Raw genomic sequence first — 24,810 nt, 5'->3', positions numbered from 1 at the left:
CAGGAACGGGCTCACCGGGCGATCCTACCGGGCCTTTAGTGCCCCGAACCCGACGCCCAAATGCGACTGACTAGCCGCGATACATGGCCGAAACCCCGAAATCCGCTGCAGAGGTCCAACTCAGGTCCGACGAGACCGCACCGTTCACAGTTACGTGGTCCCTGCAACGATTGCGGATCCATAGGCCTGCTTCGGCCCCGTTCGCGACCGAAGCAGCTCGAATGTTGCGGCTGCTGTTGCGCCCAGCTATCGCTGCATGTCCACGAAACGACTCAGGGCGCCCTGGAAGGCCACAGGCAGGGTGTCCGTTGCGCCGTTACGGTGCTTGGCGACGATGAAGTCGGCCTCACCCTGGCGGGGGGACTGCTTGTCGTAGGCATCCTCGCGGTGAAGCAGGATCACCATGTCGGCATCCTGCTCGAGGGAGTTGTGTACCGAGATGCCGTCGGCGACGAAGTTGTGGGTGTCGAGGACGGTGGCGTCGAACACCTCTTCTTCGCCCAAGTAGTCGATAGACGCGATGACATGCCAGCGGATGTCCTTCGCTCCGTCTGCCGGTGCTCCGAACGGAGACGCATCCAAGACGAATCTCGATCCGTAGTCTCCGCCTTGAACGTCCGCCACGGCACCCAGACGCAGCCAGAGGCGCGCCAGGTCGTCGGCGAGCCTGCGGTGCCGGGTCTGGAACAAGGGGCCGGTTGTGCCTGCCGCGAGGAAGTTGAGGAAAAGCGCCAGTTGATCATTGGGAAGCGATGGCACCCAGTCTGGCAAGTCTGCTCCTCCTTCAACCGCCTTGGCGGCATCTCGGACGTCCGCATGGGGTCTGGGCTCGGGGTTCAAGGGCTCGGGCACGAAGCGGGGGACCGCCAACTCGGTACCCGCAGCCAGCTCGCCCAAAGGCATCCAGCCGTCCCGAGTCAGGAAGGGGTGGTTCGCGGACGCCTTGACCTCGCGTCCGGAGGTCAATCGCAGGCGGTAGACCTTCTTGACTCCTGAGCTGAACACGTGGGTCATGGGGCGGGCGACCATGCGGCCGTCGGCGTCCAACGACCACACGGGGACGTTGCGCTCACCCGATGCCAACAGTTCGCCCATGGTGACCTCGGCACCGGTGTCGGCACGCAACACGCGGGTGTCGGCGGTGAGGCAGCCCGATTCACGCAGGTCCGACAGCATGGGCTTCTTGTCCTGACGCGCCTCGGGGCCACGGTTGAGCTGCGACAGCGCGACGACGGGAACCTCGAGCTCCTTGGCCAGCAGTTTGATCTGGCGCGAGAACTCCGACACCTCGAGTTGGCGGGACTCCACCTTCTTGCCCGAGGTCATCAGCTGCATGTAGTCGATGATGATCAGCTTGAGGTCGTTGCGCTGCTTGAGCCGGCGCGACTTGGCGCGGATCTCCATCATCGTCAGGTTGGGGGAGTCGTCGATGAACAACGGCGCCCGCGACACCTGGGCGGTCTTGTTCGAGATGCGCTGCCAGTACTCCTCGGTCATGTCGCCCTTGCGGATCGCGTTCAGCGGCACGCCCGACTCGGCGGACATGAGGCGCATCACGATCTCGGACTTCGTCATCTCCAGGCTGTAGAAGACCGAGCACAGGCCGTGGCGGATGGCGGCCGAGCGGGCGAAGTCGAGCCCCAGCGTCGACTTACCCATGCCGGGACGCGCCGCGATGATGATCATCTGGCCCGGGTGCAGGCCGTTGGTCAGGTGGTCCAGGTCGATGAACCCGGTCGGGACGCCGGCCATCTGCCCGTGCTGGGTGAGGGCCTCGATCTCGTCGAGGGTGAGCTCCACCAGCTCCGACAGCGGCTGGTAGTCCTCCTTGGTGCGGTTCTCGGCGACCTCGTAGATCGTCTGCTGGGCCCGGTCGACGATGCTCGTGACGTCACCCTCGGCCTGGTAGCCCATCTGCGAGATCTTCATCGACGCGTCGACGAGCCGGCGCAGCACGGCCTTGTCGCGCACGATCTCGGCGTAGTAGGTGGCGTTCGCGGTCACCGACACCGAGCTCAGTAGCTCGTGCAGGTAGATGTGGCCGCCGACCTGCTGGAGCTGGCCCTTCTTGCCGAGGTGGTCGGCCACGGTGATGGCGTCGATGGGCTCGCCCGAGCCGTACAGGTCCATGACCGCGTCGTAGATGTACTCGTGCGCGGGGCGGTAGAAGTCACGCCCCTTGAGCACCTCGGTGACCTCGCCGATCGCATCCTTGCTCAGCAGCATCGCGCCCAGCACCGACTGCTCGGCGGCCAGGTCCTGCGGCGGCGTCCGGTCGGCGTACCCGCCACCGCCCGACCGCTCGAACGGGACGACGTTGCCCGACCACTCGCCCTGCTGGTCCGTCGTCATCTCGTCGCGCTCCTTCTGTCCACGCACCCACCCAAGCATCGGGGTCTGACACTCTGCGCAGATCCGGCTTCGTCCCGGGGGGTTCTCGTGACGGTAGACCCATCCTGAGAGCTTCTCAAACTCCCCATCCACCCCTCCTGTGGATGCAAATGTGGATATCTGTGGACCCACGCCGTGCACCCTGTGAGCGACACGCCGTCGTAGCTGGGGACACCGAAGAACTTCTCCCCGAAAACCACCTTTGACTAGGTGATTCATCGTGAACCCCCTGTGGGTTCCCCCTAGTTTTCGCTTCGTGGGACAACGTGACTTGGGGGTTGACGCGCCTCGGGTGTGGGGTGGTAAGGAGCGCGTTCATCCACCGTTTGTCCACAGCGGCAGGCGCTGGAAGCTACCCCCCGGGGGGTATGGGAGCAAACCCCCAGGGGGTATGGTTGGGTAGGTAGGAGGAAGTCATGACAGAGCTGGTCGACAGCCCGGTCGTCGCCGAGGTGACCACCGAGACACCGACGCCCGCGGCGTCCGGGTGCGGGTGTGGTTGCGGCGGGGGCGGTGGCGGCTGCCACGCTGAAGGGTCCGAGGGCCACGCCCACGGCTACATCACCGCGAAGGACAACTACCTGCGCCGCCTGCGCCGCATCGAGGGCCAGGCCCGCGGCCTCCAGCGCATGGTGGAGGAGGAGAAGTACTGCATCGACATCCTCACCCAGATCTCGGCCATGACGAAGGCGCTCCAGTCCGTCGCCCTCGAGCTGCTCGAGGACCACATGGCCCACTGCGTCGTCGCAGCCGCCCGCGAGGGTGGGGCGTCGGCGGAGGAGAAGATGCAGGAGGCGTCCGAGGCGATCGCCCGCCTCGTGCGCAGCTGAACACCACAACACCCACGCAAGCCACGAAGGAGAACATCATGGTTGACCTGTCGATCAAGGACGCCAACGCCACCGCCTCGGGTGGTGGCTGCGGGTGCGGCGGCTGCGGCTGTGGCGGGCACGCCCAGCCCGAGGCCGCCCCGGTGGCCAAGACCTGCAACTGCGGTCCCGACTGCACGTGCGGTTGCCAGGAGGGCAAGCCCTGCACCTGCGGTGAGTCGGACGCCGCCCCGGCCGGCGCGACCACGGCCGAGTACACCGTCTCGGGGATGACCTGCGAGCACTGCACCAAGGCCGTCACCGAGGAGGTCTCCGCGATCCCCGGTGTCACCGGCGTGAAGGTCGACCTCGACTCCGGTTCGCTCAAGGTCGTCTCCGACGCCCCGGTCGACTTCGACCGCATCGTCGAGGCCGTCGCCGAGGCGGGGGACTACACCGTCTCCTGACTGATCGTCCGGCTGGGCCTGTCGGGGGCAGGCCCAGTCGAGCCCACCACACCTGAACCCCACAACTGAACACACACCAATCCGCCAGGGCCGGTCAGTCCTCGGGTTCGCCCGACCACCCGCCGGTCCTCCGCACCAAGGAGTGATCCACCGTGGCCACCACGCCCACGACAACCGACGAGCGACGGGAATCGCTCGAACTCGACATCGACGGCATGACCTGCGCCAGCTGCGCGGCCCGCATCGAGAAGAAGCTCAACAAGGTCGACGGCGTCATCGCGTCGGTCAACTACGCCACCGAGAAGGCCAAGATCCTCGTCCCGGCCGGGACCACCGCCGACGACCTCATCGAGGTCGTCGCGTCGACCGGCTACAGCGCGCGGCGTCCGGACCCCGCCGCCCCCGAGGTCGACCGTGCCGCCCCGCTCAAGCGGGACCTCATCCTCAGCGCCGTTCTCGCAGTGCCCGTCATCGCGCTCGCGATGGTGCCCGCCCTGCAGTTCCCGGGCTGGACGTGGGCCTCCCTGCTGCTGACCGCCCCCATCTACTTCTGGGCCGGACGCCGCTTCCACCACTCCGCGTGGGTCAACCTCAAGCACCGCGCCACCACGATGGACACGCTCATCTCCCTGGGGACCTCGGCGGCCTTCTGGTACTCGGTGTGGGCGCTGCTGTTCACGCATGCCGGCGACCTGCACTACACGCACGCGTTTGAGTTCTCGATCGGTCGCTCCGACGCCGCGGCCGTCTACTTCGAGGCCGTCGCCGGTATCACCACGTTCCTGCTCGCCGGGCGCTGGTTCGAGGCCCGCTCGAAGACCCAGAGCTCCGAGGCGCTGCGCGCGCTGCTGACGATGGGCGCCTCCGAGGCCACCGTGCTGCGCGGCGGCGTCGAGCAGCGCGTCCCGATCGACTTCCTGAAGCTCGACGACGAGTTCGTCGTGCGCCCGGGGGAGAAGGTCGCCACCGACGGGGTCATCGTGGCCGGCACCAGCGCCGTCGACGAGTCGATGGTCACGGGCGAGTCGGTCCCCGTCGACAAGAACCCCGGAGACAAGGTGCTCGGCGCCACCCTGAATGCCAACGGACGCCTCGTCGTGCGCGCGACCGCCCTCGGCGGCGACACCGAGCTTGCCCGCATGGCCCGCATGGTCGAGGAGGCCCAGACCCGCAAGGCGCCCGTCCAGGCGCTGGCCGACCGGATCTCGGGCATCTTCGTGCCGATCGTCCTCGTCATCGCGGTGCTCACGTTCGCCGGCTGGCTGTTGGCCGGCGAGACCGTGCTGTTCGCCGCGACCGCCGCGGTCGCCGTGCTGATCATCGCCTGCCCGTGCGCGCTCGGCCTGGCCACCCCGACGGCGCTGCTCGTCGGCACCGGTGTGGGTGCCCGCATGGGCGCGATCATCGCCGGGCCCGACGTGCTCGAGCGGGCGCGCACCGTCCGCACCATCGCGCTCGACAAGACCGGGACGGTCACCCGCGGCGACCTCCGCGTCGTCGCGGTGCACCCCGCCGACGGGGTCACCGAGGCCGACCTGCTCCGGCTGGCCGGCACCGCCGAGTCCGGCTCCGAGCACCCGCTCGCCGGGGCGATCGTGGCCGCTGCATCCCCGGCCGGGCTGGGCGAGCTGCAGCACTTCGAGAACGTCCCCGGCGAGGGCGTGCGCGCGACCGTCGACGGCGTCGAGGTCGCGGTCCGCAGGCCGGACGCCGTGGGCTCGCTCCCGCAGCCGCTGGCGTCCGTGGTCGACAATGCGCAGGGCCGCGGGGAGACCCCCGTCGTCGTGCTGCGCGGCGCCGAACCGATCGGCGTGGTCGCCCTGGCCGACACGATCAAGGAGACCTCCGCCCACGCGATCGGCCGCCTGAAGGCCCTCGGCCTGTCCCCGGTGCTGCTCACCGGCGACAACGAGCGCGCGGCCCGGGCTGTGGCCGACCGCGTCGGCATCGATGAGGTGCGCGCGAACGTGCGCCCCGAGGGCAAGGTCGCGGTGGTCCGCGAGCTCCAGTCCCGCGGGCAGGTCGCCATGGTCGGCGACGGGGTGAACGACGCGGCCGCGCTCGCGGCGTCCGACCTCGGCATCGCCATGGGGTCGGGCACCGACGCCGCCAAGGAGGCCGCCGGCATCACCCTGATGCGCGGCGACCTGGTGCTGGCCGTCGACGCGATCCGGCTGTCACGGCGCACCCTGCGCACGATCCGGACCAACCTGTTCTGGGCGTTCGCCTACAACGTGGCCGCGATCCCGCTGGCCGCGCTGGGCATGCTGACGCCGATGATCGCCGGCGCCGCCATGGCGTTCAGCTCCGTCTTCGTGGTGGCGAACTCGCTCCTGCTGCGGGGCTTCCGCCCCGAGAGCCGCTGACGGCCAGGACGCATGGCCTGGATCGGGACATCGGGGTGGTCGTACGACCACTGGGACGACGTGCTGTACCACGGGGCCCGGCCCGCCGACCGGCTGGGGATCTACACGTCGGAGTTCGCCACGGTCGAGCTCAACGCCAGCTTCTACCGCTGGCCCCGGGACGCGTCCTTCGCGTCGTGGCAGCGCCGCCTCCCCGAGGGCTTCCGCATGACCGTGAAGGCGCCGCGCGCGCTCACGCACGCCCGCAAGCTGTACGCCCCCGAGTACTGGGTCGGGCGCATCCTGACCTCCTGGCACGCCCTGCACGACAAGCGGGGGCAACTCCTCGTGCAGCTGCCTCCGGGCCTGGCGCGCGACGACGCGCGGTTGGAGTACTTCCTGGCGCAGTTGCCCTGGTGGCTGCCCGTGGCGGTGGAGTTCCGCCACGACTCCTGGGTCCGCGACGACGTGTTCGACCTTCTCGAGCGGCACCGGGCGGCCTACGTGGTGATGTCCGGGGCGCACCTGCCGTGCGTGCTGCGCGCGACCGCCCCGGTGGTCTACCTCCGGCTCCACGGCCCGGACCGCCACTGGCTCTACGGCGGCTCGTACAGCGACGCCGACCTGGCGTGGTGGGCCGACCGTGTCCGCGAGTGGGAGGGCCAGGGCCGCGAGGTGTACGCCTACTTCAACAACGACGGCGGCGGGAACGCCGTCCGCAACGCCCGGACGCTCCGGGCGATGCTCGGTTGAGTCCCCCCGGGGCTGCACAGAGGGGGATCACACCAGCACCTGCCGCGCGGGGTGGATGGAGTAGTCGGCCATGTGGTGGAACACCTCGCGCAGGGCCACCCGTTCGGGGTCGGCGTAGTAGCCGCGCTGGGCATCGGGGAACTCAGGCCACGTGCCAGCGAAGTCGAACGCCCAGGTGAACAGGTCGTGGGGCACGTCGCTGACCGCGAACAGGCACCGGAACCCGTGCCGCTCCCGCACCGGGACGATGCGCTCCCAGAGGTGCAGGAAGGGTTCCCAGCCCCCTACGATCGCGTACCGGCGCATGATCGCGATCCGGCCCGCGACGGTCGCGGCGGACGCCGTGGTCAGCAGGTCGCACCGCACCGGTCGGGTCACGGCGTTGCGGAACACGTGCGGGGCCAGCGCCTCGGGCTGGGCCACGGGCAGCGTCTGCCGACTGGGGTGGGACGCCAGCAGCGTCACCTTCGGCTCGGCGTCGGTCTCGACGAACAGCCGGTGGAGGGTGAACCCCGCCGCACGCAGCGACTCCGCCTCGGCCGGCCAGAGCGCGAGCCAGTCGTCCAGGTGGCGCGGCCTCACCGTGAACCGGTGCAGCAGCATCCCGGCCGGCGGCCGGACGCGCGGTAGGGGGTCCATGCCTCGATCCTGCCACGGCGGTCGCCGCGCAGCAGGGCTGACGCCGAGGGACCGATGCCCCGGCGGGGACTACCCTGACGCGCATGTCAACGACGCGGGCCCTGGGTGCACTCATCCTCAGCAACGTGCTCGGCGGGGTGGGCGTGGCCTCCGGGATCGCGGTCGGCGCCCTGCTCACCGCCAGCCTCGGCGGCACGGCCCTGGCCGGGGTGGGCCAGGCGCTCAGCGTCTTCGGCGCCGGCCTGATGGCCGTCCCGCTCGCGACCCTGGCCGCCCGGCGGGGCCGCGGCCGCGCGCTGACCGTCGGGTACGCAGCCGCAGCGTCCGGGGCTGTCGTCGTCCTCGTGGCGAGCTGGCTGGGCAACCTGGGGATCCTGTTCGCCGGCCTGCTCCTGTTCGGCGCCGCGCAGGCGACCAACCTGCAGACCCGCTACGCGGCGTCCGAGCTTGTCGACCCGGCCCGGCGCGGACGCACGATGTCGGTCGTCGTGTGGGCCACCACGATCGGGTCGGTCATCGGCCCCAACCTGACCGCGGCCGGCGCCGAGGTCGGACGCCCCCTCGGCCTGCCCGACCTCGCCGGGCCCTACCTGTTCTCGGTCGCGGCGTTCACGCTGGCCGGCCTCAGCGCGGCCCTGCTCTACCGCCGCCCGGCGGGCTGGGCGGCCCCCACCGAGACCGGACGCCGCCCCGCCGGCGCGCTGGCGGCCCTGGGCTGGGCGTTCCGCCACCCCGTCGCCCGCTTCGCGGTGGTGCTGCTCGTGACGGCGCACGCGGTCATGGTCGGCCTGATGTCGATGACGCCTGTGCACCTGGGCCACCACGACCACCAGCTCACGGTGATCGGGCTCGTGATCAGCCTGCACATCCTCGGCATGTACGCCCTCAGCCCCCTCTTCGGGTGGCTCGCCGACCGCGTCGGCCCCATGCGCACCGCCCTGCTGGGCATCATCACCCTCGGCGTCTCGGCGGCCATCGCGTTCGCCTGGAAGGACAACCTCACCCTGGTCACCGTCGCCCTGTTCCTGCTCGGGGTGGGCTGGTCGGCCAGCACCATCGCCGCCTCGGTGCTGCTCGCGGGCGTGGACGCCGGCGACGTGCGCGTGCCGCTCCAGGGCGCCACGGACGCCCTGATGAGCTACGGCGGGGCCGCCGCCGCGGTGCTCAGCGGTCCGGTGCTGGTCCTGATCGGCTACAACGGGCTCGCGATCGCCTGCGCGGCGCTGCTGCTCCCGGCGGCCGCCGTGGGCTGGGTGGCGCGCCGCCACCGCCGCACGGCCGGGGACCCGGACCCGGCGCGTTGAGCCGCGGGGGTCAGTGGTGGATGGACCCGTCCACGTAGACCCACGCCCCGTCGAGGAACGCGAAGCGCGACGTCTCGCGCAGGGTGCCGCTGCGGCGTCCGGACGTCCAGGAGGCGGTGAACCGCACCGTGCCTGCGTCGTCCCACGGCTGGCCGCCGGTGCTGTCCTCGATGACCAGGCCCGTCCAGACGAGGTCGTCGTCGAGGTCGACCGTGGCCGGGCGGGTGGACGGGTGCCAGGTGCGCCACAGGTACTCCGACAGGCCGAGCGCGAACGCGGCGTAGCGCGAGCGCATCAGGGCCACGGCGGTGGCCGCGGGCCGGCGTCCGTCGTGGATCGCCCCGCAGCAGGCGGCATACGGCTTGCCGGGGCCGCAGGGGCACGCCAACGGTTCGGCCACGCTCAGGCCCCGTCGGGCCGGACGGCCTTCATCGACTCGACGACCGGACGCCCCGCGGCCAGGTCGCGGTAGAGCTCGAGGATCGCCGTCGACTGGTGCTCGATGGTCCACCAGGACGCCATCTCGCGCGAGCGAGCGCGGGCGGTGGCCTTGAAGTCCGGGTCTTCGAGCTTGTGGATCAGCATCACCAGCTGGCGGGCGAGCGACTCGGGCGTCGGACGGGCGATGGCTCCGTTGACGCCGTCGTCCAGGACCAGCCGCAGCTCGTGGTCGACCGACACGATCGGCAGGCCCGCGTGCGCGGCCTCGTGCAGCACGAGCGCCTGGGTGTCGGTCAGCGACGGGAACGCGAACACGTCGCCGGAGGCGTAGTAGGGGCCGAGCTCCTCGCGCGGGATCTGTCCGGCCAGGATCACCCCGCCGCGTCGGCGTGCGATCGCGAGCTTGGCCTCGAGCCAGCTGGAGGCGTTCCAGTCGCCGACGAACATCAGCTCGGCGTTGGGGATCTCCTCGCGCACCCACTCGAAGGCCTCCAGCAGCAGCTGGATGTTCTTCTCCGGGGCGATGCGCCCGACGTAGAGGATGCGGGGGCCGTCGCCGCGGGCCAGCGGGGGGCCGCCCTCGGGCAGGGCGTCGGCGCCGTTGGGCACCACCTTGATCCGGCTGTGCGGGGCGAGCTCGCGCACGCGGACGGCCGTCTTGTCCGACGGCGTCGTGACCAGGTCGGCCGACTCGAGCATGTCGCGCGCCGCGTTGAGCAGGTTGCGCCGGGACATGCCGCGCTTCCACCACTTCACGCGCACCCAGCGGCGCATGTCCTGCAGCGTGGGCCGCTTCATGCCGTGCGTCGAGGCTTTCAGCAGGCGGTAGTACGCCGAGATGAAGGGGGTCAGCATCGCGTAGTGGTCGGCGTAGGCCTCGAAGTCGGTGTGCCAGGTGACCAGAAGGGGCACCTCGAGACGGTCGGCGGCCCAGACGCCGAGCATGCCGACCGAGCCCAGCCCGTGCACGTGGATGACGTCGGGCGGGTCGGCGGCGAAGGCGTTCAGCGCGGCCTCGAAGCCGCGGCCGTCGGCCACCGCCATCGGCAGGCCCGGGATCCGCATCGACTTCAGGCGCCTCTCGGTGCGCAGGGGGTGCTCCCGGTAGGGGTTGGGGCCCGAGCACGCCGGCGCCACCACCTGCACCTCGCAGCCGGCCCGCAGCAACTCGCCCTCGAGGAACTGCACCGCGTACAGCAGCCCGCTGTGGCCGGGCCCGTACATGTCGGTGAAGAGGGCGACCTTCAGGGGTCGTTCGTGGCCGGACGCCTCGGCGTCCGTGTGTTCGTTCCCGACCTCGCTCATCCCGGGGATTGTATCGCCGGGCGGCCCCGGGGACCGGTCACTGCCACCCCCAGGGGTGAAAGTGCCGTTGGCAAGGGGTCACGATGGCGACACGCTGGTATCAAGGAAGCATGACCGATCTGCACGCCATTGACCGCACGGCCCGATCCCTGACCAGCGCGCAGGGCGGCTTCCCGGCCCAGGAGCAGGAGCCCCCGGGCCTGACCTCGAAGATGGATCCGCACCCCGACCACGGCGAGGAGACCTGGGTCGGCCGCGACCGCCTCGCCGGCCTCAAGGCCCTCATCACCGGCGGTGACTCCGGCATCGGCCGGGCCGTCGCCATCGCCTTCGCCCGCGAGGGCGCCGACGTCGCGATCAACTACCTGCCCGAGGAGCAGTCCGACGCCGAGGACACCGCGTCCTGGGTCGAGAAGGCCGGGCGCCGCTGCGTGCTCGTCCCCGCCGACCTGTCCGACGAGGCGGCCGCCCGCGGCATGGTCGACAAGGCCATCGACGAGCTCGGCGGGTTGGACGTCCTGGTCAACAACGCCGCGTTCCAGTGGGCACGCCGCGACCAGGGCCTCGCCTCGGTGAAGACCGAGGAGATGGACCTGGTGATGAAGGTCAACCTCTACGCGCTCATCTGGGTCACCCAGCAGGCCCTGCCGCACCTCGGTGAGGGCTCGAGCATCATCAACGTGAGCTCGATCCAGGCCTACGACCCCTCCGAGCGGCTCATCGACTACGCCTCGACCAAGGCGGCGATCAACAACATCACGGTGAACCTGGCCAACGAGCTCGGCCCGAAGGGCATCCGCGTGAACTCCGTCGCGCCAGGCCCGATCTGGACGCCGCTGCAGCCGGCCACCAAGGACGGCGACACCATGCCGGAGTTCGGCGTGGACACGCCGCTGGGGCGTCCGGGACAGCCGGCCGAGCTGGCGGGCGCGTTCGTCTACCTGGCCTCACCGCTGGAGGCGTCCTACGTCACCGGCACGGTGCTCGGCGTCACCGGGGGCCGCGCGGTCTTCTGACCGACCCCCGCTGCGGCGTCACAGGGCGCCGTAGCGGGCCTTCGCGGCCTGGATCGCGGAGACGTACCCGCCGCGACGGACGGCCTCGCCGTCCCAGACGGTGGGTACCGCGAGCATGCCGCGCACCTGGTCGAGCGAGACGAAGCCCTTGCGGACCATCCAGCTCTGCAGGCCGCCGACGAGCTCGCGGGTGTAGCCGCGCCCGTGCCGGATCAGCGCCGCGGTCGTCATGACCACGTCGGCGCCGGCGAGCAGGTACTTCACGACGTCGTCGGAGGACTCCACGCCCGACGACCCGGCCAGCGAGGCCGTGGTGTGGTTGCGCAGCGAGGCGATCCACGTGCGGGGCAGGCGGCCCTCCTGCGGCGTCGACAGCTCGAACTCGGCGTCGGTGTTCAGCGTCTCGATGTCCACGTCCGGGTTGAGGAACCGGTTGAACATGACGAGCCCGGCCGCCCCGGCGTCCACCAGCTGCAGCGCGACGTTGCCGACCGCGCTGAAGTAGGGCGACATCTTGACCGACACGGGGATGTTCACCGCGTCGGAGACCGCCGAGACGATCTCGAGGTGGCGCTTCACGACGAGGTCGCCCGAGGTCTTCACGTCGCCGGGGACCATGTAGATGTTCAGCTCGATCGCGGCGGCGCCGGCGTCGGCGACCTCGCGGGAGAACTCCACCCAGCCGCCCAGGTCGGCGCCGTTGAGCGAGGCGATGATCGGCACGTCCACCGACTTCGCGGCCCGCTCGACCAGCGACAGGTACGAGAACGCGGCCGACTTGGTCGTGATCGGCGCGGTCGGGAAGTAGTCCAGAGCCTCGGCGAACGCGTTGGACTGCACGTCGATGAGCTGCTCGTCGCGCGCCACCTCGGCGCGCAGCTGCTCCTCGAACAGCGAGTACAGCACGATGGCGGACGCCCCGCCCGCGGCCAGGGCCTCCACCCCGGCCAGCGTCTGGGACAGCGGACCGGCCGAGGCCACCACGGGGTGCTCGAGCTCCAGGCCCAGGTACTGGGTCGTGAGGTCCATCATCACTCCTTCGCGTCGGCGGCGAACTCGGCCGCTGTCCGGTTGGACATCTCTTCGTAGTCGTTCCACCGGCGGTTGACCTGCATCTGGCCGAACTCGACCATGCGCTCGGCGGCCTCGGGGTCGGTGGCCTTCAGCATGCGGAACCGCAGCTCGTTGTCATGGTAGGTGCGCAGCGGGAACCGCGGGCGCGGCGAGTCGAGCAGGAACGGGTTGCGGCCCTGCTGGCGCAGCACCGGGTTGAACCGCATGAGCGGCCAGTGTCCGGAGTTCACCGCCATGTACTGCTGGTCGAGGCCCTTGGCCATGTCGATGCCGTGGGCGATGCAGTGGCTGTAGGCCAGGATCAGCGACGGGCCGTCGTAGGCCTCGGCCTCGCGGAACGCCTTGAGCGTCTGCTGCGGGTCGGCGCCCATCGCGATGCGGGCGACGTACACGTTGCCGTAGGCGATGGCCTGCATGGCCAGGTCCTTGCTGATGGTCTCCTTGCCGCCGGAGGCGAACTTCGCCACGGCGCCCATCGGGGTGGCCTTCGAGGCCTGGCCGCCGGTGTTGGAGTACACCTCGGTGTCGAGCACCAGCACGTTGACGTTGCGGCCCGAGGCGAGCACGTGGTCGAGGCCGCCGGAGCCGATGTCGAAGGCCCAGCCGTCACCGCCGACGATCCACACCGAGCGGCGGATCAGGTGGTCGGCCACCGAGCGCAGGTCGGCCGCGCGCGGGCCCTCGATCCGGTCGAGCAGGAACTTCAGCTCCTCCACGGCCCGGAACTGTGCCGAGATGTCCGACTCGTACAGCTGGTCGTTGTCGAGGATGCCGTCGACGAGCCCGTCGTCGTCGAGCTCGACGCGCATCTGCTCCAGCCGCTCGCGGGCGAGCTTGGTGTGCAGGTCGGCGGCCAGCCGCAGGCCGAGGCCGAACTCGGCGTTGTCCTCGAACAGCGAGTTCGACCACGCCGGGCCGCGGCCGTAGCGGTTGCGCGACCACGGGGTGGTGGGCAGGTTGCCGCCGTAGATCGAGCTGCAGCCGGTGGCGTTGGCGATGGACGCCCGCCCGCCGAACAGCTGGGACAGCAGCTTCAGGTACGGGGTCTCGCCACAGCCGGAGCAGGCCCCCGAGAACTCGAACAGCGGCTCGAGGTACTGGACGCCGCGGACGGTCCCGAAGTCGACGCGCGACCGCGTGTTGACGGCGATCGTCTCGTAGAACGCCACGTTCTGCCGGGCGGGGCCGCGGTCGAGGACGGGGGCCAGGTTGATGGCCTTGCGCCCGCCGCCGTCGGCGACCTGGACCGGGCACGCCTCGACGCACAGGCCGCAGCCGGTGCAGTCCTCGGCGTACACCTGCAGCGTGTACCGCGCGCCGGGCAGGCCGGCGGCGTTCAGCTCGGCGGTCTGGAAGGTGGCCGGGGCCCCCTCGAGGGCGGCCTCGTCGTAGTACTTCGCGCGCAGCACCGAGTGGGGGCACACGAACGCGCAGTTGCCGCACTGGATGCAGGCCGCCTCATCCCAGACGGCGATGATGTCGGAGATGTTCCGCTTCTCGTACTGGGTCGTGCCCGAGGGGTAGGTGCCGTCGACGGGCAGCGCCGAGACCGGCAGGCTGTCGCCCTCGTCGAGCAGCATCACCGAGGTCACGTCGCGCACGAAGGCCGGGGCGTGGTCGGGCACCGGCGGGATCATCCCGACGTCGGAGGCCGGCTCGTCGGGAACCTCGACGCGGTGCAGATGGGCGACCGCGGCGTCCACCGCCGCCTCGTTCTTGGCCACGACGTCGGCGCCACGGCGTCCGTACGTCTTGCGGATCGACTTCTTGACCTCCTCGATGGCCGCGTCGCGCGGCATGACCTTGCTGATCGCGAAGAAGCACGTCTGGAGGACGGTGTTGGTGCGGTTGCCCATGCCGGCGGTGCGGGCCACGGAGTTGGCGTCCACGGTCCACAGCTCGCAGTTGAACTCGATCAGGCGCTCCTGCATGCGGCGGGGGAGGCGTCCGAACAGCTCCTCGGGCGGGTAGGGCGCGTTGACGAGCACGACCGTGCCCTGGCGGGCGTAGCGCAGCACGTCGACCCGCTCGAGGATCGACCAGTGGTGCACCCCGATGAACCCGGCGGCGTTGATCAGGTAGGGCGCGGTGATCGGCTTGGGGCCGAAGCGCAGGTGGCTGACCGTGCGCGAGCCGGACTTCTTCGAGTCGTAGACGAAGTAGCCCTGCGCGTAGGTGCCCTCGTTGCCGCCCAGGATCTTGATGGTGTTCTTGTTCGCGCCGACCGTGCCGTCGGAGCCGATGCCGTAGAACACCGCGCGCAGCGTCTCGGGGGACTCGACGTCGAGCCAGCCCGGGTAGTCGATGCTGGTCAGCGACACGTCGTCGTTGATGCCGACGGTGAACCGCGGGCGGGGGGACGCCGTGGCGAGTTCATCGAACACGCCCACGACCATGCCGGGGGTGAACTCCTTGCTGGAGAGGCCGTAGCGGCCGCCGATGACCTTGGGCAGGCTGGCGCGGCGTCCGGACGCCACTGCCTCGGCCAGCGCGCTGGTCACGTCGAGGAACAGCGGCTCGCCGCCCGCGCCGGGCTCCTTGGTGCGGTCCATGACCGCGACCTTCGTGGCGGACGCCGGCAGCGCGGCCAGGACGTCCTCGACGGGGAAGGGGCGATAGAGCCGGATCTGGACCACGCCGACCTTCTCGCCGGTCGCGTTCAGGTGGTCGACGGCCTGGATGACGGTCTGGGCCGCGGAGCCCATGATCACGATGACGCGCTCGGCCTGGGGGTCGCCGTGGTACTCGACCAGGCCGTAGCGGCGGCCGGTCAGCGCGGCGAACTCGTCCATGGCCTGGCTGACGATGCCGGGCACCTTCTCGTAGAAGGGGTTCACCGTCTCGCGGGACTGGAAGTAGGTGTCGGGGTTCTGCGCCGTGCCGCGGATGTAGGGGTGCTCGGGGCTCAGGGCCCGGCGGCGGTGCTCGCGGATGAGGTCCTCGGGCACGTAGGCGCGCAGGTCGTCGTCGCTGAGCATGTCGAGCGTGTTCAGCTCGTGGCTGGTGCGGAAGCCGTCGAAGAAGTGCAGGAACGGCACGCGGGAGCGCAGCGTGGAGAGCTGGGCGATGGCGGCGAAGTCGTGGGCCTCCTGGACCGAGGCCGAACCCAGCAGGGCGAAGCCGGTCTGGCGCACGGCCATGACGTCCTGGTGGTCGCCGAAGATCGACAGGCCCTGGGCGGCCAGCGAACGGGCGGCGACGTGGAACACCGTCGAGGTGAGCTCGCCGGCGATCTTGTACATGTTCGGGATCATGAGGAGCAGGCCCTGCGACGCCGTGAAGGTCGTCGACATGGCGCCGCCCTGCAGCGCGCCGTGGAGGGCGCCGGCCGCGCCGCCCTCGGACTGCATCTCGATCACGGTCGGGCGGACGCCGAACACGTTCGCCTGCCCCTGGGCAGCCCACTCGTCGGCCAGCTCGGCCATCGTCGAGGACGGGGTGATCGGGTAGATCGAGCACAGCTCGTTGAGCCGGAAGGCAACGGATACAGCGGCCTCGTTGCCGTCGATGATCGCTCGGGTCATGGTGGTGTCGTTCCTTCTCAGCGCTCGGGGATCATCTCGATGGCGTGCACGGGGCACTGCTCGTAGCAGGTGCCGCAGCCGGTGCACTTGGTGTAGTCGTACCGGTACCGCAGGCCCTTGCCGAGCTTGATCACGGCGTCCTCGGGGCAGGAGCCCAGGCAACCGTCGCACTCGATGCAGTTGCCGCAGCTCAGGCAGCGCCACGCCTCGGTGCGCGCCTGGTCGTCGGTCAGGCCGCCCACGATCTCGTCGAAGTTGAGCCGCTGGGCGACGTCGAGCTCGGGCTGGGTGGTGGCGCGGTCGTCGCCCCAGTACCAGAGGTTGAGCTTGTCGAACGTGGCGACCGGGTTCTTCGGGTGCTCGGTCACGGGGCGCTGGGCGAGCCAGCGGTCGATGACGCGGGCGGCCTTCTTGCCGTGGCCCACGCCGATGGTGACGGTGCGCTCCGAGGGGACCGCGTCGCCGCCGGCGAAGATGCCGCGCACGTCGGTCATGAGCGTGTTCGGGTCGACCTGGACGACGTCGCCGTCGAACCGCATGCCGGGGATCGTGCGGAGGAAGCCGGAGTCGGCCTCCTGGCCCAGCGCGAGGATGACGGTGTCGGCCTCGAGCGTCTCGTAGCGGCCGGTGCCGACGGCCTTGCCCTCGTCGTTGATCTCCATGATCTCGACCTGCATGTGGCCCTCGTCGAACTGGTTGATGGTGCGCAGCCAGTTCATCTTCACGCCCTCGCGGACGGCCTCGTCGTGCTCCTCGGCGTGCGCGGGCATGTGCTCCTGCGTGCGGCGGTAGACGACGATCGACTCCTCCGCGCCCAGGCGCCGGGCCACGCGGGCGGCGTCCATCGCGGTGTTGCCGCCGCCGTAGACGGCCACGCGGCGTCCGATGACCGGGCGCTCGCCGGAGGCGACGTCGCGCAGGAAGCCGACGGCGTCGACGATGCGGCCGGCGTCCATGGTCGGGATGTCGACGCGCTTGGACAGGTGGGCGCCGATCGCGACGAACACGGCGTCGAAGTGGCCCTCGGCCTGCTCGGCGAGCAGGTCGGTGACCGTGTGGTTCTGCACGAACCGGACGCCCAGGGCGCGGATGCGGTCGACCTCGGCGTCGAGGACGTCACGCGGCAGCCGGTACTCGGGGATGCCGTAGCGCATCATGCCGCCGGGCAGGTCGGAGGAGTCGTGCACCTCGACCTCGTGGCCCAGCATGGCCAGGTGGTAGGCGGCGCTCAGGCCCGAGGGGCCCGAGCCGATGACCAGCACCTTGCGGCCGCTCGTGCGCGCGGGCCCCTGGAACTGCCAGTTGTTGGCGATCGCGAGGTCGCCCAGGTAGCGCTCGACCGAGTGGATGCTGACGGCGCCGTCGAGCTCGACCCGGTTGCAGGAGGTCTCGCACGGGTGGTAGCAGACGCGCCCGTGGATCGCCGGGAACGGGTTGTTCCGCGTGAGCTCCAGCCAGGCCGCGTGATCCTCCTTGGCCTTGACCAGGCGCAGCCACTCCTGGATGTTCTCGCCGGCCGGGCAGGCCTGGTTGCAGGGGGGCAGGAGGTCGACGTAGATGGGCATCCTGACGCGGGTCGGGCCCACTCGGCCCTGGGAGCCGCCCAGGTCGGGCAGGGGCGTCAGGTTGCGCGGCGTCGGCTGTTGCATGGGAGACCTCCGGTGGTCACAGTTGTCCCCCAGACACTACCGCGTGTAGTAGAACTTCGCCTCCCCGCCGGAGCGGTCGACCTGCGTCGTCAGGCGGCGGGCTCGGGGCGGACCATGCGCAGCATGTCCATGTCGCCCCAACTGGGCCCCGAGCGGCCGGCGAACCCGTCGGGGTGGAACCCGTTGCGCTCGTAGAAGCGGATCGCGCCGACGTTGTCGCTGATCACCCACAGGTAGGCGGCCCGCCGGTGGGGGAGGGCGACGTCCATGAGGCGCAGGCCCAGCCCCGACCCCCGCACGCCGGGCATCACGTAGAGGGTGTCCAGGCACCAGGCCGGGCCGGGGTGCTCCCAGGTCTCCCCGAACAGCTCGCGCTCCCACTGGCCCACGCCGCGGAACGCGGCCGCGACGCCCACGACCGCCCCGCGCTCCCCGCGGGCGACGAGGTGCACCACGTCAGGTTCCCCACCGGACGCCGTGGCGGCGGCCGCGGCGTCCACCTCGTCGTGCATCTGCGCGACCCGCCGGTCGAAGGAGGACCACAGGGCGCGTGCGTGCCCGCCGTCGGCGATGTGCGCGTAGGCGACGTGCTGTTGGGCGATGTGGGCGCGGACGACGTCGTCGACGTCGTCGTGGCCGACGGGCGTGATGAGGCTCACAGGTGGCGCTCCAGCCGCTCGCCGGACGGGGCTCCGCAGAAGGCAACAAGCATGATCCCCATCGTAGGTGGGCGCTGTTGCCCCGAATTGCATCGCCAGCGATTCACCTGCATGTCAACCGATGGCAACTTCCCGGCTTCCCCACATCGCGGTGGAACAACGGGTGATACTGCTGTCAACCGAGCAGGACAGCAACGCCGATTGCGACCCCTGATCACCCCAGGAGACAGCAAGAAATTCGGCTCGGGTACCTGGTTCAAGGAAGAGAGAGGTCGAGGGCCAATGCCTGACAACAACTATCGTCCCGAGGGAGACCCCCTCGGCGGGTCGACGCAGGTGCCCGGCACCGATGACATGGCTGCCGTGACCCCCGTCGGTGTGACCGTCGTCGACGGCGACGAGACCGACGACGAGCGCGACTTCGTACCCCCGAAGGGACGCCTCGGCGCGACGATCGCCCTGGGCGTGTCGCAGTCCATCGACAACTCCGAGGGTGGCGTCTCGAAGACGTTCTTCCCGCAGATCATGACCGCCTTCGGCCTCGGCAACACCGAGCTCGGTCTGTTGGTCGCGCTCGGCAACGCGGCCCGCATGATCTTCGGCCCCGTCTGGGCGTTGCTGGCCGACAAGTTCGGCCGCAAGCTGATCCTCTTCGTGGTCACCGGCCTGTGGGGCTTCTGGACGATCGGCGCCGCCTTCACCAACAGCTGGAACATGCTGCTGCTGATCTACGGCATCTCGCTGGTCGGCACGGTCGCCTCCGAGCCGATCCTCAACGGCCTGCTGGGTTCGCTGTACAAGCGCTCCGAGCGGGGCAAGGCGTTCGGCACCGTGCGGTCGGTCTCCTCGGCCCTCGGCTTCGTGATGACGCCCCTGCTGGGCCAGTTCGGTGGCGACCCCGACGGGTGGCGCAAGGCCTTCATCACGATGGGCATCCTGTCGCTGGTCTCCGGTGTGCTGATCCTGGTGTTCGTCAAGGAGCCGAAGCGGACCTCGGCCGCCGACAGCGAGGACCTCAAGAGCGACGCCGGCATGTTCAAGTGGTCCGACGCCGCCAAGCTGTTCAAGATCCCCACGATCTCCCTGATCGTCCCGATGCTGTTCCTGGTCACCTCGCTGGTGCTGTTCGGCTTCATGGGCCAGGTCTGGGCCAAGGACATGGGCTACGGCGTCACGAACAGCTCGTACCTGTACACGGTGTTCCAGATCGGTGCCACGATCTCCGCGCTCATGGGTGGCTTCGTCGCCGACGGCTTCGTGCGCCGGTTCGGCCACAAGGGCCGCATCATGCTGTTCCAGATCTACGCCGTGCTGTTCGGTGCGGTCATCGCCCTGACGATGTACTTCTACGCGCAGTTCGACTCCAGCGTCGTCGCCATCCCGAAGGACGCCCCGAAGGAACTGCTCAAGACGAGCGACCCGAGCCTGGTCTACTACGGCCTGGTGTTCCTCATGGGCCTGGTCTTCTCGATCGGCTTCTCGGGCTGTGTGCTCCCGATGGTCTCCTCGGTCACCCCGAAGCAGCTCTCCGCGACGTCGTTCGCGCTGCTGTTCTCGCTGGTCCAGGGCGGCATCAACACCGTCTACGCGCTGCTGGTCGGTGTCGTCGCCGATGCCATCGGATCGCTACCGCTGACCATCCTGATCGGTGTGTCCATCCCGTACTTCATCAACGCGATCTACTTCTTCGTGTTCTACAAGAACTACGAGAAGGACGTGAACCTCCAGGCCGAGCGCACCGCGCTCATCGAGCAGGGCAAGTTCTGATCCACGAGACCCAGCAGGGGCGGACGCCGACGGCGTCCGCCCCTGCTGTCTGTCCTGGCCTCAGGTGACGATCGCCCCGATGCCGGAGACGATGCCCCAGATCAGCAGCCCGACCAGCACCAGCGACACGAGCACGAAGCCCACGACGGTGGCGACGGCGAGCCCGAGGTAGCCCTTGGCCGAGACGTCGACGTGGCGTCCCTCGGCCACGCACTTCTCGAGCAGGCGGTAGTTCTTGCGGTTGGCCCGGTGCATGACGTCGGCGGCGTCGCCCACGACCGGGACGAAACCCAACCCGGTGTCGACGAGCAGGTTCCAGCCCATGCGCGCCAGGACGGGGATCGGCACGCGCTGGCGCACGGCGTCCACCATGATCGCGCTGGACAGGCCCGTGCCGACGATGTCGCCGATGCCGGGGATGAGCCCGACGAGGGCGTCGGCGCCGATGCCGATGTCGGTGCCCGGGATCTTCACCAGGTCGTCGGAGAACCGCGCCAGGGTGCGGCTCGTCGCGATCTCGGGGTAGACGCGCTGGGTCTCGGTGGCGCGGCTCGGGCGTGTGCTCATGGGTTCCATTGTGAACGCCCAAGTCAGGGCGGGGAACCGGGGCTTCCCCCGGTCGGCGCCGGCGGTCCCGTCGCCGGGGCACGGGTTCAGGCCCGGACGCCGTCGGCGCGCCTCCCGGACCCACGGCGTCCGGTGCCCTTGGATGGGTGTGACCGGGGCTCGTATGAGGCGCCCCGGTCGCTGCTTGCGCAGGCTCAGCGCGTGTAGAAGACCGCCTGGCGGCGACCCGCCACGTCCTGGACGGAGATCGGCAGCCCGAACACGCGCGACAGCAGGTCATCGTTCATCAGCTCGTGGGTCTTGCCCGCCGCCACGACCTTGCCGTCGGCCATGGCGACCATGTGGTCGGAGTACACCGCCGCGGCGTTGAGGTCGTGCAGCACCACCACGAACGTGCGGTCGAGCTCGTCGGCGGCGCGGCGCAGCAGCTTCATCATCGCGACCGCGTGGGCCATGTCGAGGTTGTTGAGGGGCTCGTCGAGCAGGATGTAGTCGGTGTCCTGGGCGAGCACCATCGCGACGAACGCGCGCTGCCGCTGGCCGCCGGAGAGCTCGTCGAGGAACCGGTCGCCCAGCCCCTCGAGGTCGAGCCAGCCCATGGCCTGCTCGACGTGGGCGCGGTCGGCGTCGGTCAGCCGGCCACGGGAGTGCGGGTAGCGCCCGAAGCCGACCAGGTCGCGGACGGTGAGGCGGATGCCGGGGTGGTTGTCCTGCTTGAGGATCGCCAGCCGCTTGGCCAGCACGTCGGACGGCGTGGTCGCGACGTCGAGCCCGTCCACCGACACGGTGCCGGCCTTGGCGCCCATGAGGCGGGCCATGACCGCGAGCAGGGTGGACTTGCCGGCGCCGTTGGGGCCGACGAGCGCGGTGACGCCGCCCTTGGGCACCAGGATGCTGACGTCATCGACGACGACGGTCTCGCCGTACGCGGCGCTGACGTGGGTGCTGATGATCAACGGCGGCGACCTCCGGCCAGGAGCAGGATGATGAACGTGATGCCGCCGACGAACTCGACGATCATCGAGAGGCTTCCGGCCAGGCCGAGCACGCGCTCGAAGGCCCACTGCCCACCGACGAGGGCGATGGTGCCGGCGAGGATCGTGCCGGGGATCGTCCAGGCGTGGCGCTGGGTGCCGAGCGCCCGGTAGGCGAGGTGGCTGGCGAGGAGGCCGAAGAACATCGTGGGCCCGACCAGGGCGGTCGAGGTGCCGACGAGGAGGGCGACGCCGACGAGCACGATCATCGTGACCCGGCGGTGGTTGATCCCCAGGCAGATGGCCAAGTCGCGGCCCAGCCCGACCACGTCGAGCTCGTGGCGGAACCACCACGCCGCCGCGGTGAGCGTCACGACGATCGCCGAGCTCAGGCCGAGCAGGGCGGGGTCGGCGCCGGTGAAGTCGGCGAAGAAGCGGTCGGAGAGGACTTGGAAGTCCTCGGGACTCATCAGGCGCTGCAGGAAGGAACTGAGCCCTCGGAACAGCCCCCCGATGAGGACGCCGACCAGCAGCATCATCGTCAGGCTGCTGCTGTAGCGCCCCATGACGACCGAGAACAGGATCAGCGAGAACAGCACCATCGCGCCGAGCTCGACGCCGAACATGATCGGCGCGGGCAGGCTGGAGGCCCCGAACGCGCCGAGGGTGAACACGGCGACGGTCTGCAGGGCCATGTAGAGGGAGTCCAGACCCATGATCGAGGGCGTCAGGATCCGGTTGGCCGTGACCGTGTGGAACAGCACCGTCGAGACCCCGATGGCGGCCGCGACGACGACGAGGGTGGCCAGGGTGATCGCGCGGCGTCCGAGGATGTAGTTCAGGTTGCCGCTGAGGTCGCCGAGCAGGTAGACCGCGATGCAGGCCAGGGCCAGCCCGCCGAGGATCGCCAGACGGGTGCCGGGCCTGCCGAGGGCTTGGGTTTTCCGCGCCGAGGGCTTGCCCTTCGGACGCCCAGGGCTCGGGTTGTCTCCCGCCCCGGCCGGAAACTCAAGCCCTGGACGCCGAAAACCCAAGCCCTCGGCGGGGGCCGCCGCGCCCCGCTCAGACACGTCGCCCCTTGGCGAGCAGGGCGAGGAACGCCACCGCGCCGACGACGCCGAGCACGGTGGCGATCGGCATCTCGAAGGGGTGGATCACCAGGCGGGCGATCAGGTCGCACACCAGCACGAGGGCCGCGCCGAGCAGCGCGACCCACGGCACCGAGCGGCGGGCGTTGTCGCCGATCACCGCGCGCACCACGTTCGGCACCACCAGGCCCAGGAACGGCAGGGCCCCGACGGTGATGACGACGGTGGCCGACGTGACGGCCACGACGGTCATGCCGACGGCCATCGTGCGGCGGTAGTCCAGCCCGAGGTTGGTGGTGAAGGCCTCGCCCAGGCCGGCGACGGTGAACCGGTCGGCGGTCACGGCGGCCACGACGACCAGCAGGCCGGCCACCCAGAGCAGCTCGAACCGCCCGGCGACGACGGCGGAGAAGTCGCCGGTCGTCCAGGCGTTCAGGCTCTGGACCAGGTCGGCGCGGTAGGCCACGAACGTCGCGAACGCGCCGATGACCCCGCCGAGCATGAGCCCGACGAGCGGCACGATCAGCACGTCCTTGAGCGGCACGACCTTGAGGATGCGCAGGAACAGCGCGGTGCCGGCCAGGGCGAACGCCGTGGCGAGCACCATCTTCACGATGATCGGGGCGCCCGGCCACAGCAGCGCGCACGCGAGCAGGCCCAGGGTGGCGAAGTCGAGCGTGCCGGCCGTCGACGGCTCGACGAACACGTTGCGGGTGAGCAACTGCATGATCAGGCCCGACACCGCCAGGCCCGCCCCGGCCAGGATCAGCGCCACCGTGCGCGGGACGCGGCTGACCGCGATCAGCTCGTAGTCGGCCCGGCCCGTCAGGACGTCGGCGACCGACACGTCGGCCACGCCGACGAACAGCGAGACGCCCGCCAGGAGCAGCACCCCCACGACGCCCCCCGCCAGCGCACCCCAGGTGCGGGCGGGAGCGGCGGTGGCGACGGCCCCGTGACGGGCGTCGGCGCGCTCGGGCGTGGCGACGGACATCAGCTGACGGCGTCCTTGACCGCCTCGACCATGCGCTCGGTGGAGTCGAGGCCGAACCCGATCAGGTACCAGTCGGCCCCGTCGAGGTAGGTGACCTTGTCGTTGGTCCAGGCCGGCGTGCGGGCGACGAGCGGGTTGTCGAGCACCTGCTCGGCCGCCTGGCCCTGCTGGCCGATCGCGGCGTCGCGGTCGACGACGAAGAGCGTCTCGGGGTTGGTCTCGGCGATGAACTCGAAGCTGACCGCCTGGCCGTGCTGGGACGCCTCGAGGTCGGTCGCCGCGGCGGGCACCCCGAGCACGTCGTGGATGAGGCCGCCGAAGCGCGCGCCGGGGCCGAAGGCCGAGACCTTGCCACCGGAGGTGAGCAGGATCAGCGCGTTGGTGTCGGCGGGGACGGACTTCTTGGCGTCCTCGATCTTCGCGTTCAGCTCGGCGAGCTCCTCGTCAACCTTCGGGCGGACGTCGAACAGGTCGCCCAGCGTCTGCGCGCCCGTGGTGAGCGACTCGATCGGCTTGGCGTTGTCGGAGCTCAGGTCGATCGTCGGGGCGACCTGGTTCAGCTCGGCGAACTTGGCGGCCGAGCGGCCGGAGATGATGATCGCGTCGGGGGCGAGCCGCGCGATGGCCTCGAGGTCGGGCTCCTGGGCGGTGCCGACGCGCTCGACGTCGGCGTACTCGTCCAGCGAGGAGGGCAGAGTCGCCTCGGCGGTGCCGATGACGCGGTCCTCGAGGTCGAGGGCGTCGAGGGTGTCGAGGCTGGCGAAGTCGAGCACGACGACCTTGGCCGGGTTCTTCGTGACCTCGGCGGTGCCCTGCTTGTGGGTGATCGTCACGGTGCCGGAGCCCGCGGGCGCGGCGTTCGCCGGGGCCGGGGTGCCTGCGGGGGCGGAGCAGCCGACGAGGGCGACGGATGCTGCGACGGCGGGCACGGCCACACGGGCGAGGAGGCGGTTCATGGGGCTCCAGACGAGGTCGGGTGAGGTTAGGTTTGCCTAACTAAGGCTTACCTAACCACGGCACGCGGGCGCGCGACAAATTCGCGAC

Annotated in this window: 20 protein-coding genes; 7 read left to right on the top strand and 13 right to left on the bottom strand. The window is 70.4% G+C overall.

Annotation, left to right across the window (positions count from 1 at the left end; genetic code table 11):
• Window positions 1–246: 246 nt before the first annotated feature.
• Entirely contained in the window at window positions 247–2,352 is a 2,106-nt protein-coding gene (gene dnaB, locus H5397_RS10565) for a replicative DNA helicase (protein ID WP_220492187.1), read from the bottom strand.
• 599 nt (window positions 2,353–2,951) lie between these two features.
• On the opposite strand from dnaB, the gene H5397_RS18275 reads away from it, so the two are divergent.
• The 4 genes from H5397_RS18275 to H5397_RS10545 all read left to right on the top strand — a co-directional run bounded on the left by H5397_RS18275 (window position 2,952) and on the right by H5397_RS10545 (window position 6,765).
• Complete coding sequence (locus H5397_RS18275) at window positions 2,952–3,221, top strand: metal-sensitive transcriptional regulator (protein ID WP_309224337.1); 270 nt, start codon at window positions 2,952–2,954, stop codon at window positions 3,219–3,221.
• 38 nt (window positions 3,222–3,259) lie between these two features.
• On the top strand, window positions 3,260–3,667 hold the full coding sequence (locus H5397_RS18270; RefSeq protein WP_255438817.1) for a heavy-metal-associated domain-containing protein: 408 nt from the start codon (window positions 3,260–3,262) through the stop codon (window positions 3,665–3,667).
• A gap of 152 nt (window positions 3,668–3,819) precedes the next feature.
• Window positions 3,820–6,033, top strand: a complete 2,214-nt coding sequence (locus H5397_RS10550) for a heavy metal translocating P-type ATPase (RefSeq protein WP_309224336.1) — start codon at window positions 3,820–3,822, stop codon at window positions 6,031–6,033.
• A 12-nt stretch (window positions 6,034–6,045) separates the two neighbouring features.
• Entirely contained in the window at window positions 6,046–6,765 is a 720-nt protein-coding gene (locus tag H5397_RS10545) for a DUF72 domain-containing protein (RefSeq protein WP_182817266.1), read from the top strand.
• A gap of 27 nt (window positions 6,766–6,792) precedes the next feature.
• On the opposite strand, the gene H5397_RS10540 is transcribed toward H5397_RS10545, so the two are convergent.
• Window positions 6,793–7,404: a hypothetical protein gene (locus H5397_RS10540; RefSeq protein WP_182817264.1), complete on the bottom strand. Its 612-nt coding sequence runs from the start codon at window positions 7,402–7,404 to the stop codon at window positions 6,793–6,795.
• Between the two features lie 83 nt (window positions 7,405–7,487).
• On the opposite strand from H5397_RS10540, the gene H5397_RS10535 reads away from it, so the two are divergent.
• A complete protein-coding gene (locus tag H5397_RS10535) occupies window positions 7,488–8,708 on the top strand; it encodes an MFS transporter (protein WP_182817262.1) in 1,221 nt (406 codons plus the stop codon).
• A 10-nt stretch (window positions 8,709–8,718) separates the two neighbouring features.
• Here H5397_RS10535 and H5397_RS10530 read toward each other — a convergent pair whose 3' ends face one another.
• Both H5397_RS10530 and H5397_RS10525 read right to left on the bottom strand, forming a co-directional pair.
• Window positions 8,719–9,108 (bottom strand): YchJ family metal-binding protein, encoded by a 390-nt coding sequence (locus H5397_RS10530; protein WP_309224335.1) that lies wholly within the window; start codon window positions 9,106–9,108, stop codon window positions 8,719–8,721.
• A gap of 2 nt (window positions 9,109–9,110) precedes the next feature.
• The gene (locus H5397_RS10525; RefSeq protein ID WP_182817260.1) at window positions 9,111–10,454 is read right to left on the bottom strand and encodes a glycosyltransferase; all 1,344 of its coding nucleotides are present in this window, start codon (window positions 10,452–10,454) and stop codon (window positions 9,111–9,113) included.
• A 110-nt stretch (window positions 10,455–10,564) separates the two neighbouring features.
• On the opposite strand from H5397_RS10525, the gene H5397_RS10520 reads away from it, so the two are divergent.
• Complete coding sequence (locus H5397_RS10520; RefSeq protein WP_182817258.1) at window positions 10,565–11,470, top strand: SDR family oxidoreductase; 906 nt, start codon at window positions 10,565–10,567, stop codon at window positions 11,468–11,470.
• Between the two features lie 18 nt (window positions 11,471–11,488).
• Here the strand turns inward: H5397_RS10520 and H5397_RS10515 are convergent, their stop codons facing one another.
• The 4 genes from H5397_RS10515 to H5397_RS10500 all read right to left on the bottom strand — a co-directional run bounded on the left by H5397_RS10515 (window position 11,489) and on the right by H5397_RS10500 (window position 18,376).
• Complete coding sequence (locus H5397_RS10515; RefSeq protein ID WP_182817256.1) at window positions 11,489–12,502, bottom strand: dihydroorotate dehydrogenase-like protein; 1,014 nt, start codon at window positions 12,500–12,502, stop codon at window positions 11,489–11,491.
• On the bottom strand, window positions 12,502–16,089 hold the full coding sequence (gene nifJ / locus H5397_RS10510) for a pyruvate:ferredoxin (flavodoxin) oxidoreductase (RefSeq protein ID WP_375539433.1): 3,588 nt from the start codon (window positions 16,087–16,089) through the stop codon (window positions 12,502–12,504). The genes H5397_RS10515 and nifJ overlap by 1 nt, the downstream gene beginning before the upstream one ends.
• Window positions 16,086–17,717 (bottom strand): NAD(P)-binding protein, encoded by a 1,632-nt coding sequence (locus H5397_RS10505; RefSeq protein ID WP_182817252.1) that lies wholly within the window; start codon window positions 17,715–17,717, stop codon window positions 16,086–16,088. Before H5397_RS10505 ends, nifJ begins: the two co-directional genes overlap by 4 nt.
• Before the next feature lie 89 nt (window positions 17,718–17,806).
• Window positions 17,807–18,376, bottom strand: coding sequence for a GNAT family N-acetyltransferase (locus H5397_RS10500; RefSeq protein ID WP_182817251.1), 570 nt, complete (start codon window positions 18,374–18,376; stop codon window positions 17,807–17,809).
• 282 nt (window positions 18,377–18,658) lie between these two features.
• Here H5397_RS10500 and H5397_RS10495 point away from each other — a divergent pair, with 282 nt between their 5' ends.
• Window positions 18,659–20,143 (top strand): MFS transporter, encoded by a 1,485-nt coding sequence (locus H5397_RS10495; protein WP_182817249.1) that lies wholly within the window; start codon window positions 18,659–18,661, stop codon window positions 20,141–20,143.
• Window positions 20,144–20,203: 60 nt separating this feature from the next.
• Here H5397_RS10495 and H5397_RS10490 read toward each other — a convergent pair whose 3' ends face one another.
• The 5 genes from H5397_RS10490 to H5397_RS10470 all read right to left on the bottom strand — a co-directional run bounded on the left by H5397_RS10490 (window position 20,204) and on the right by H5397_RS10470 (window position 24,722).
• Window positions 20,204–20,710 carry a DUF4112 domain-containing protein gene (locus H5397_RS10490; protein WP_182817247.1) on the bottom strand — a complete coding sequence of 169 codons (507 nt, stop codon included), beginning with the start codon at window positions 20,708–20,710 and terminating at the stop codon, window positions 20,204–20,206.
• A gap of 194 nt (window positions 20,711–20,904) precedes the next feature.
• Window positions 20,905–21,666 (bottom strand): ABC transporter ATP-binding protein, encoded by a 762-nt coding sequence (locus H5397_RS10485; protein WP_182817245.1) that lies wholly within the window; start codon window positions 21,664–21,666, stop codon window positions 20,905–20,907.
• Entirely contained in the window at window positions 21,663–22,754 is a 1,092-nt protein-coding gene (locus H5397_RS10480; protein ID WP_208091094.1) for an iron chelate uptake ABC transporter family permease subunit, read from the bottom strand. Before H5397_RS10480 ends, H5397_RS10485 begins: the two co-directional genes overlap by 4 nt.
• Complete coding sequence (locus H5397_RS10475) at window positions 22,747–23,766, bottom strand: ABC transporter permease (protein WP_182817243.1); 1,020 nt, start codon at window positions 23,764–23,766, stop codon at window positions 22,747–22,749. Before H5397_RS10475 ends, H5397_RS10480 begins: the two co-directional genes overlap by 8 nt.
• Window positions 23,766–24,722 (bottom strand): siderophore ABC transporter substrate-binding protein, encoded by a 957-nt coding sequence (locus H5397_RS10470; protein ID WP_182817241.1) that lies wholly within the window; start codon window positions 24,720–24,722, stop codon window positions 23,766–23,768. Before H5397_RS10470 ends, H5397_RS10475 begins: the two co-directional genes overlap by 1 nt.
• Window positions 24,723–24,810 lie beyond the last annotated feature (88 nt).

It is taken from the genome of Propioniciclava sp. MC1683 (assembly GCF_014164675.1).
Lineage (GTDB): Bacteria > Actinomycetota > Actinomycetes > Propionibacteriales > Propionibacteriaceae > Propioniciclava.
The sequence above is the reverse complement of the archived record's forward strand: the minus strand, read 5'-3'. Positions and strand labels throughout refer to the sequence as shown.

Bases quoted from the DNA above. Each gene is read 5' to 3' on its own strand.
- dnaB (WP_220492187.1), bottom strand. From the start codon at position 2,352: ATGACGACGGACCAGCAGGGCGAGTGGTCGGGCAACGTCGTCCCGTTC.
- H5397_RS18270 (WP_255438817.1), top strand. From the start codon at position 3,260: ATGGTTGACCTGTCGATCAAGGACGCCAACGCCACCGCCTCGGGTGGT.
- H5397_RS10545 (WP_182817266.1), top strand. From the start codon at position 6,046: ATGGCCTGGATCGGGACATCGGGGTGGTCGTACGACCACTGGGACGAC.
- H5397_RS10540 (WP_182817264.1), bottom strand. From the start codon at position 7,404: ATGGACCCCCTACCGCGCGTCCGGCCGCCGGCCGGGATGCTGCTGCAC.
- H5397_RS10535 (WP_182817262.1), top strand. From the start codon at position 7,488: ATGTCAACGACGCGGGCCCTGGGTGCACTCATCCTCAGCAACGTGCTC.
- H5397_RS10525 (WP_182817260.1), bottom strand. From the start codon at position 10,454: ATGAGCGAGGTCGGGAACGAACACACGGACGCCGAGGCGTCCGGCCAC.
- H5397_RS10520 (WP_182817258.1), top strand. From the start codon at position 10,565: ATGACCGATCTGCACGCCATTGACCGCACGGCCCGATCCCTGACCAGC.
- H5397_RS10515 (WP_182817256.1), bottom strand. From the start codon at position 12,502: ATGATGGACCTCACGACCCAGTACCTGGGCCTGGAGCTCGAGCACCCC.
- H5397_RS10505 (WP_182817252.1), bottom strand. From the start codon at position 17,717: ATGCAACAGCCGACGCCGCGCAACCTGACGCCCCTGCCCGACCTGGGC.
- H5397_RS10495 (WP_182817249.1), top strand. From the start codon at position 18,659: ATGCCTGACAACAACTATCGTCCCGAGGGAGACCCCCTCGGCGGGTCG.
- H5397_RS10490 (WP_182817247.1), bottom strand. From the start codon at position 20,710: ATGAGCACACGCCCGAGCCGCGCCACCGAGACCCAGCGCGTCTACCCC.
- H5397_RS10475 (WP_182817243.1), bottom strand. From the start codon at position 23,766: ATGTCCGTCGCCACGCCCGAGCGCGCCGACGCCCGTCACGGGGCCGTC.
- H5397_RS10470 (WP_182817241.1), bottom strand. From the start codon at position 24,722: ATGAACCGCCTCCTCGCCCGTGTGGCCGTGCCCGCCGTCGCAGCATCC.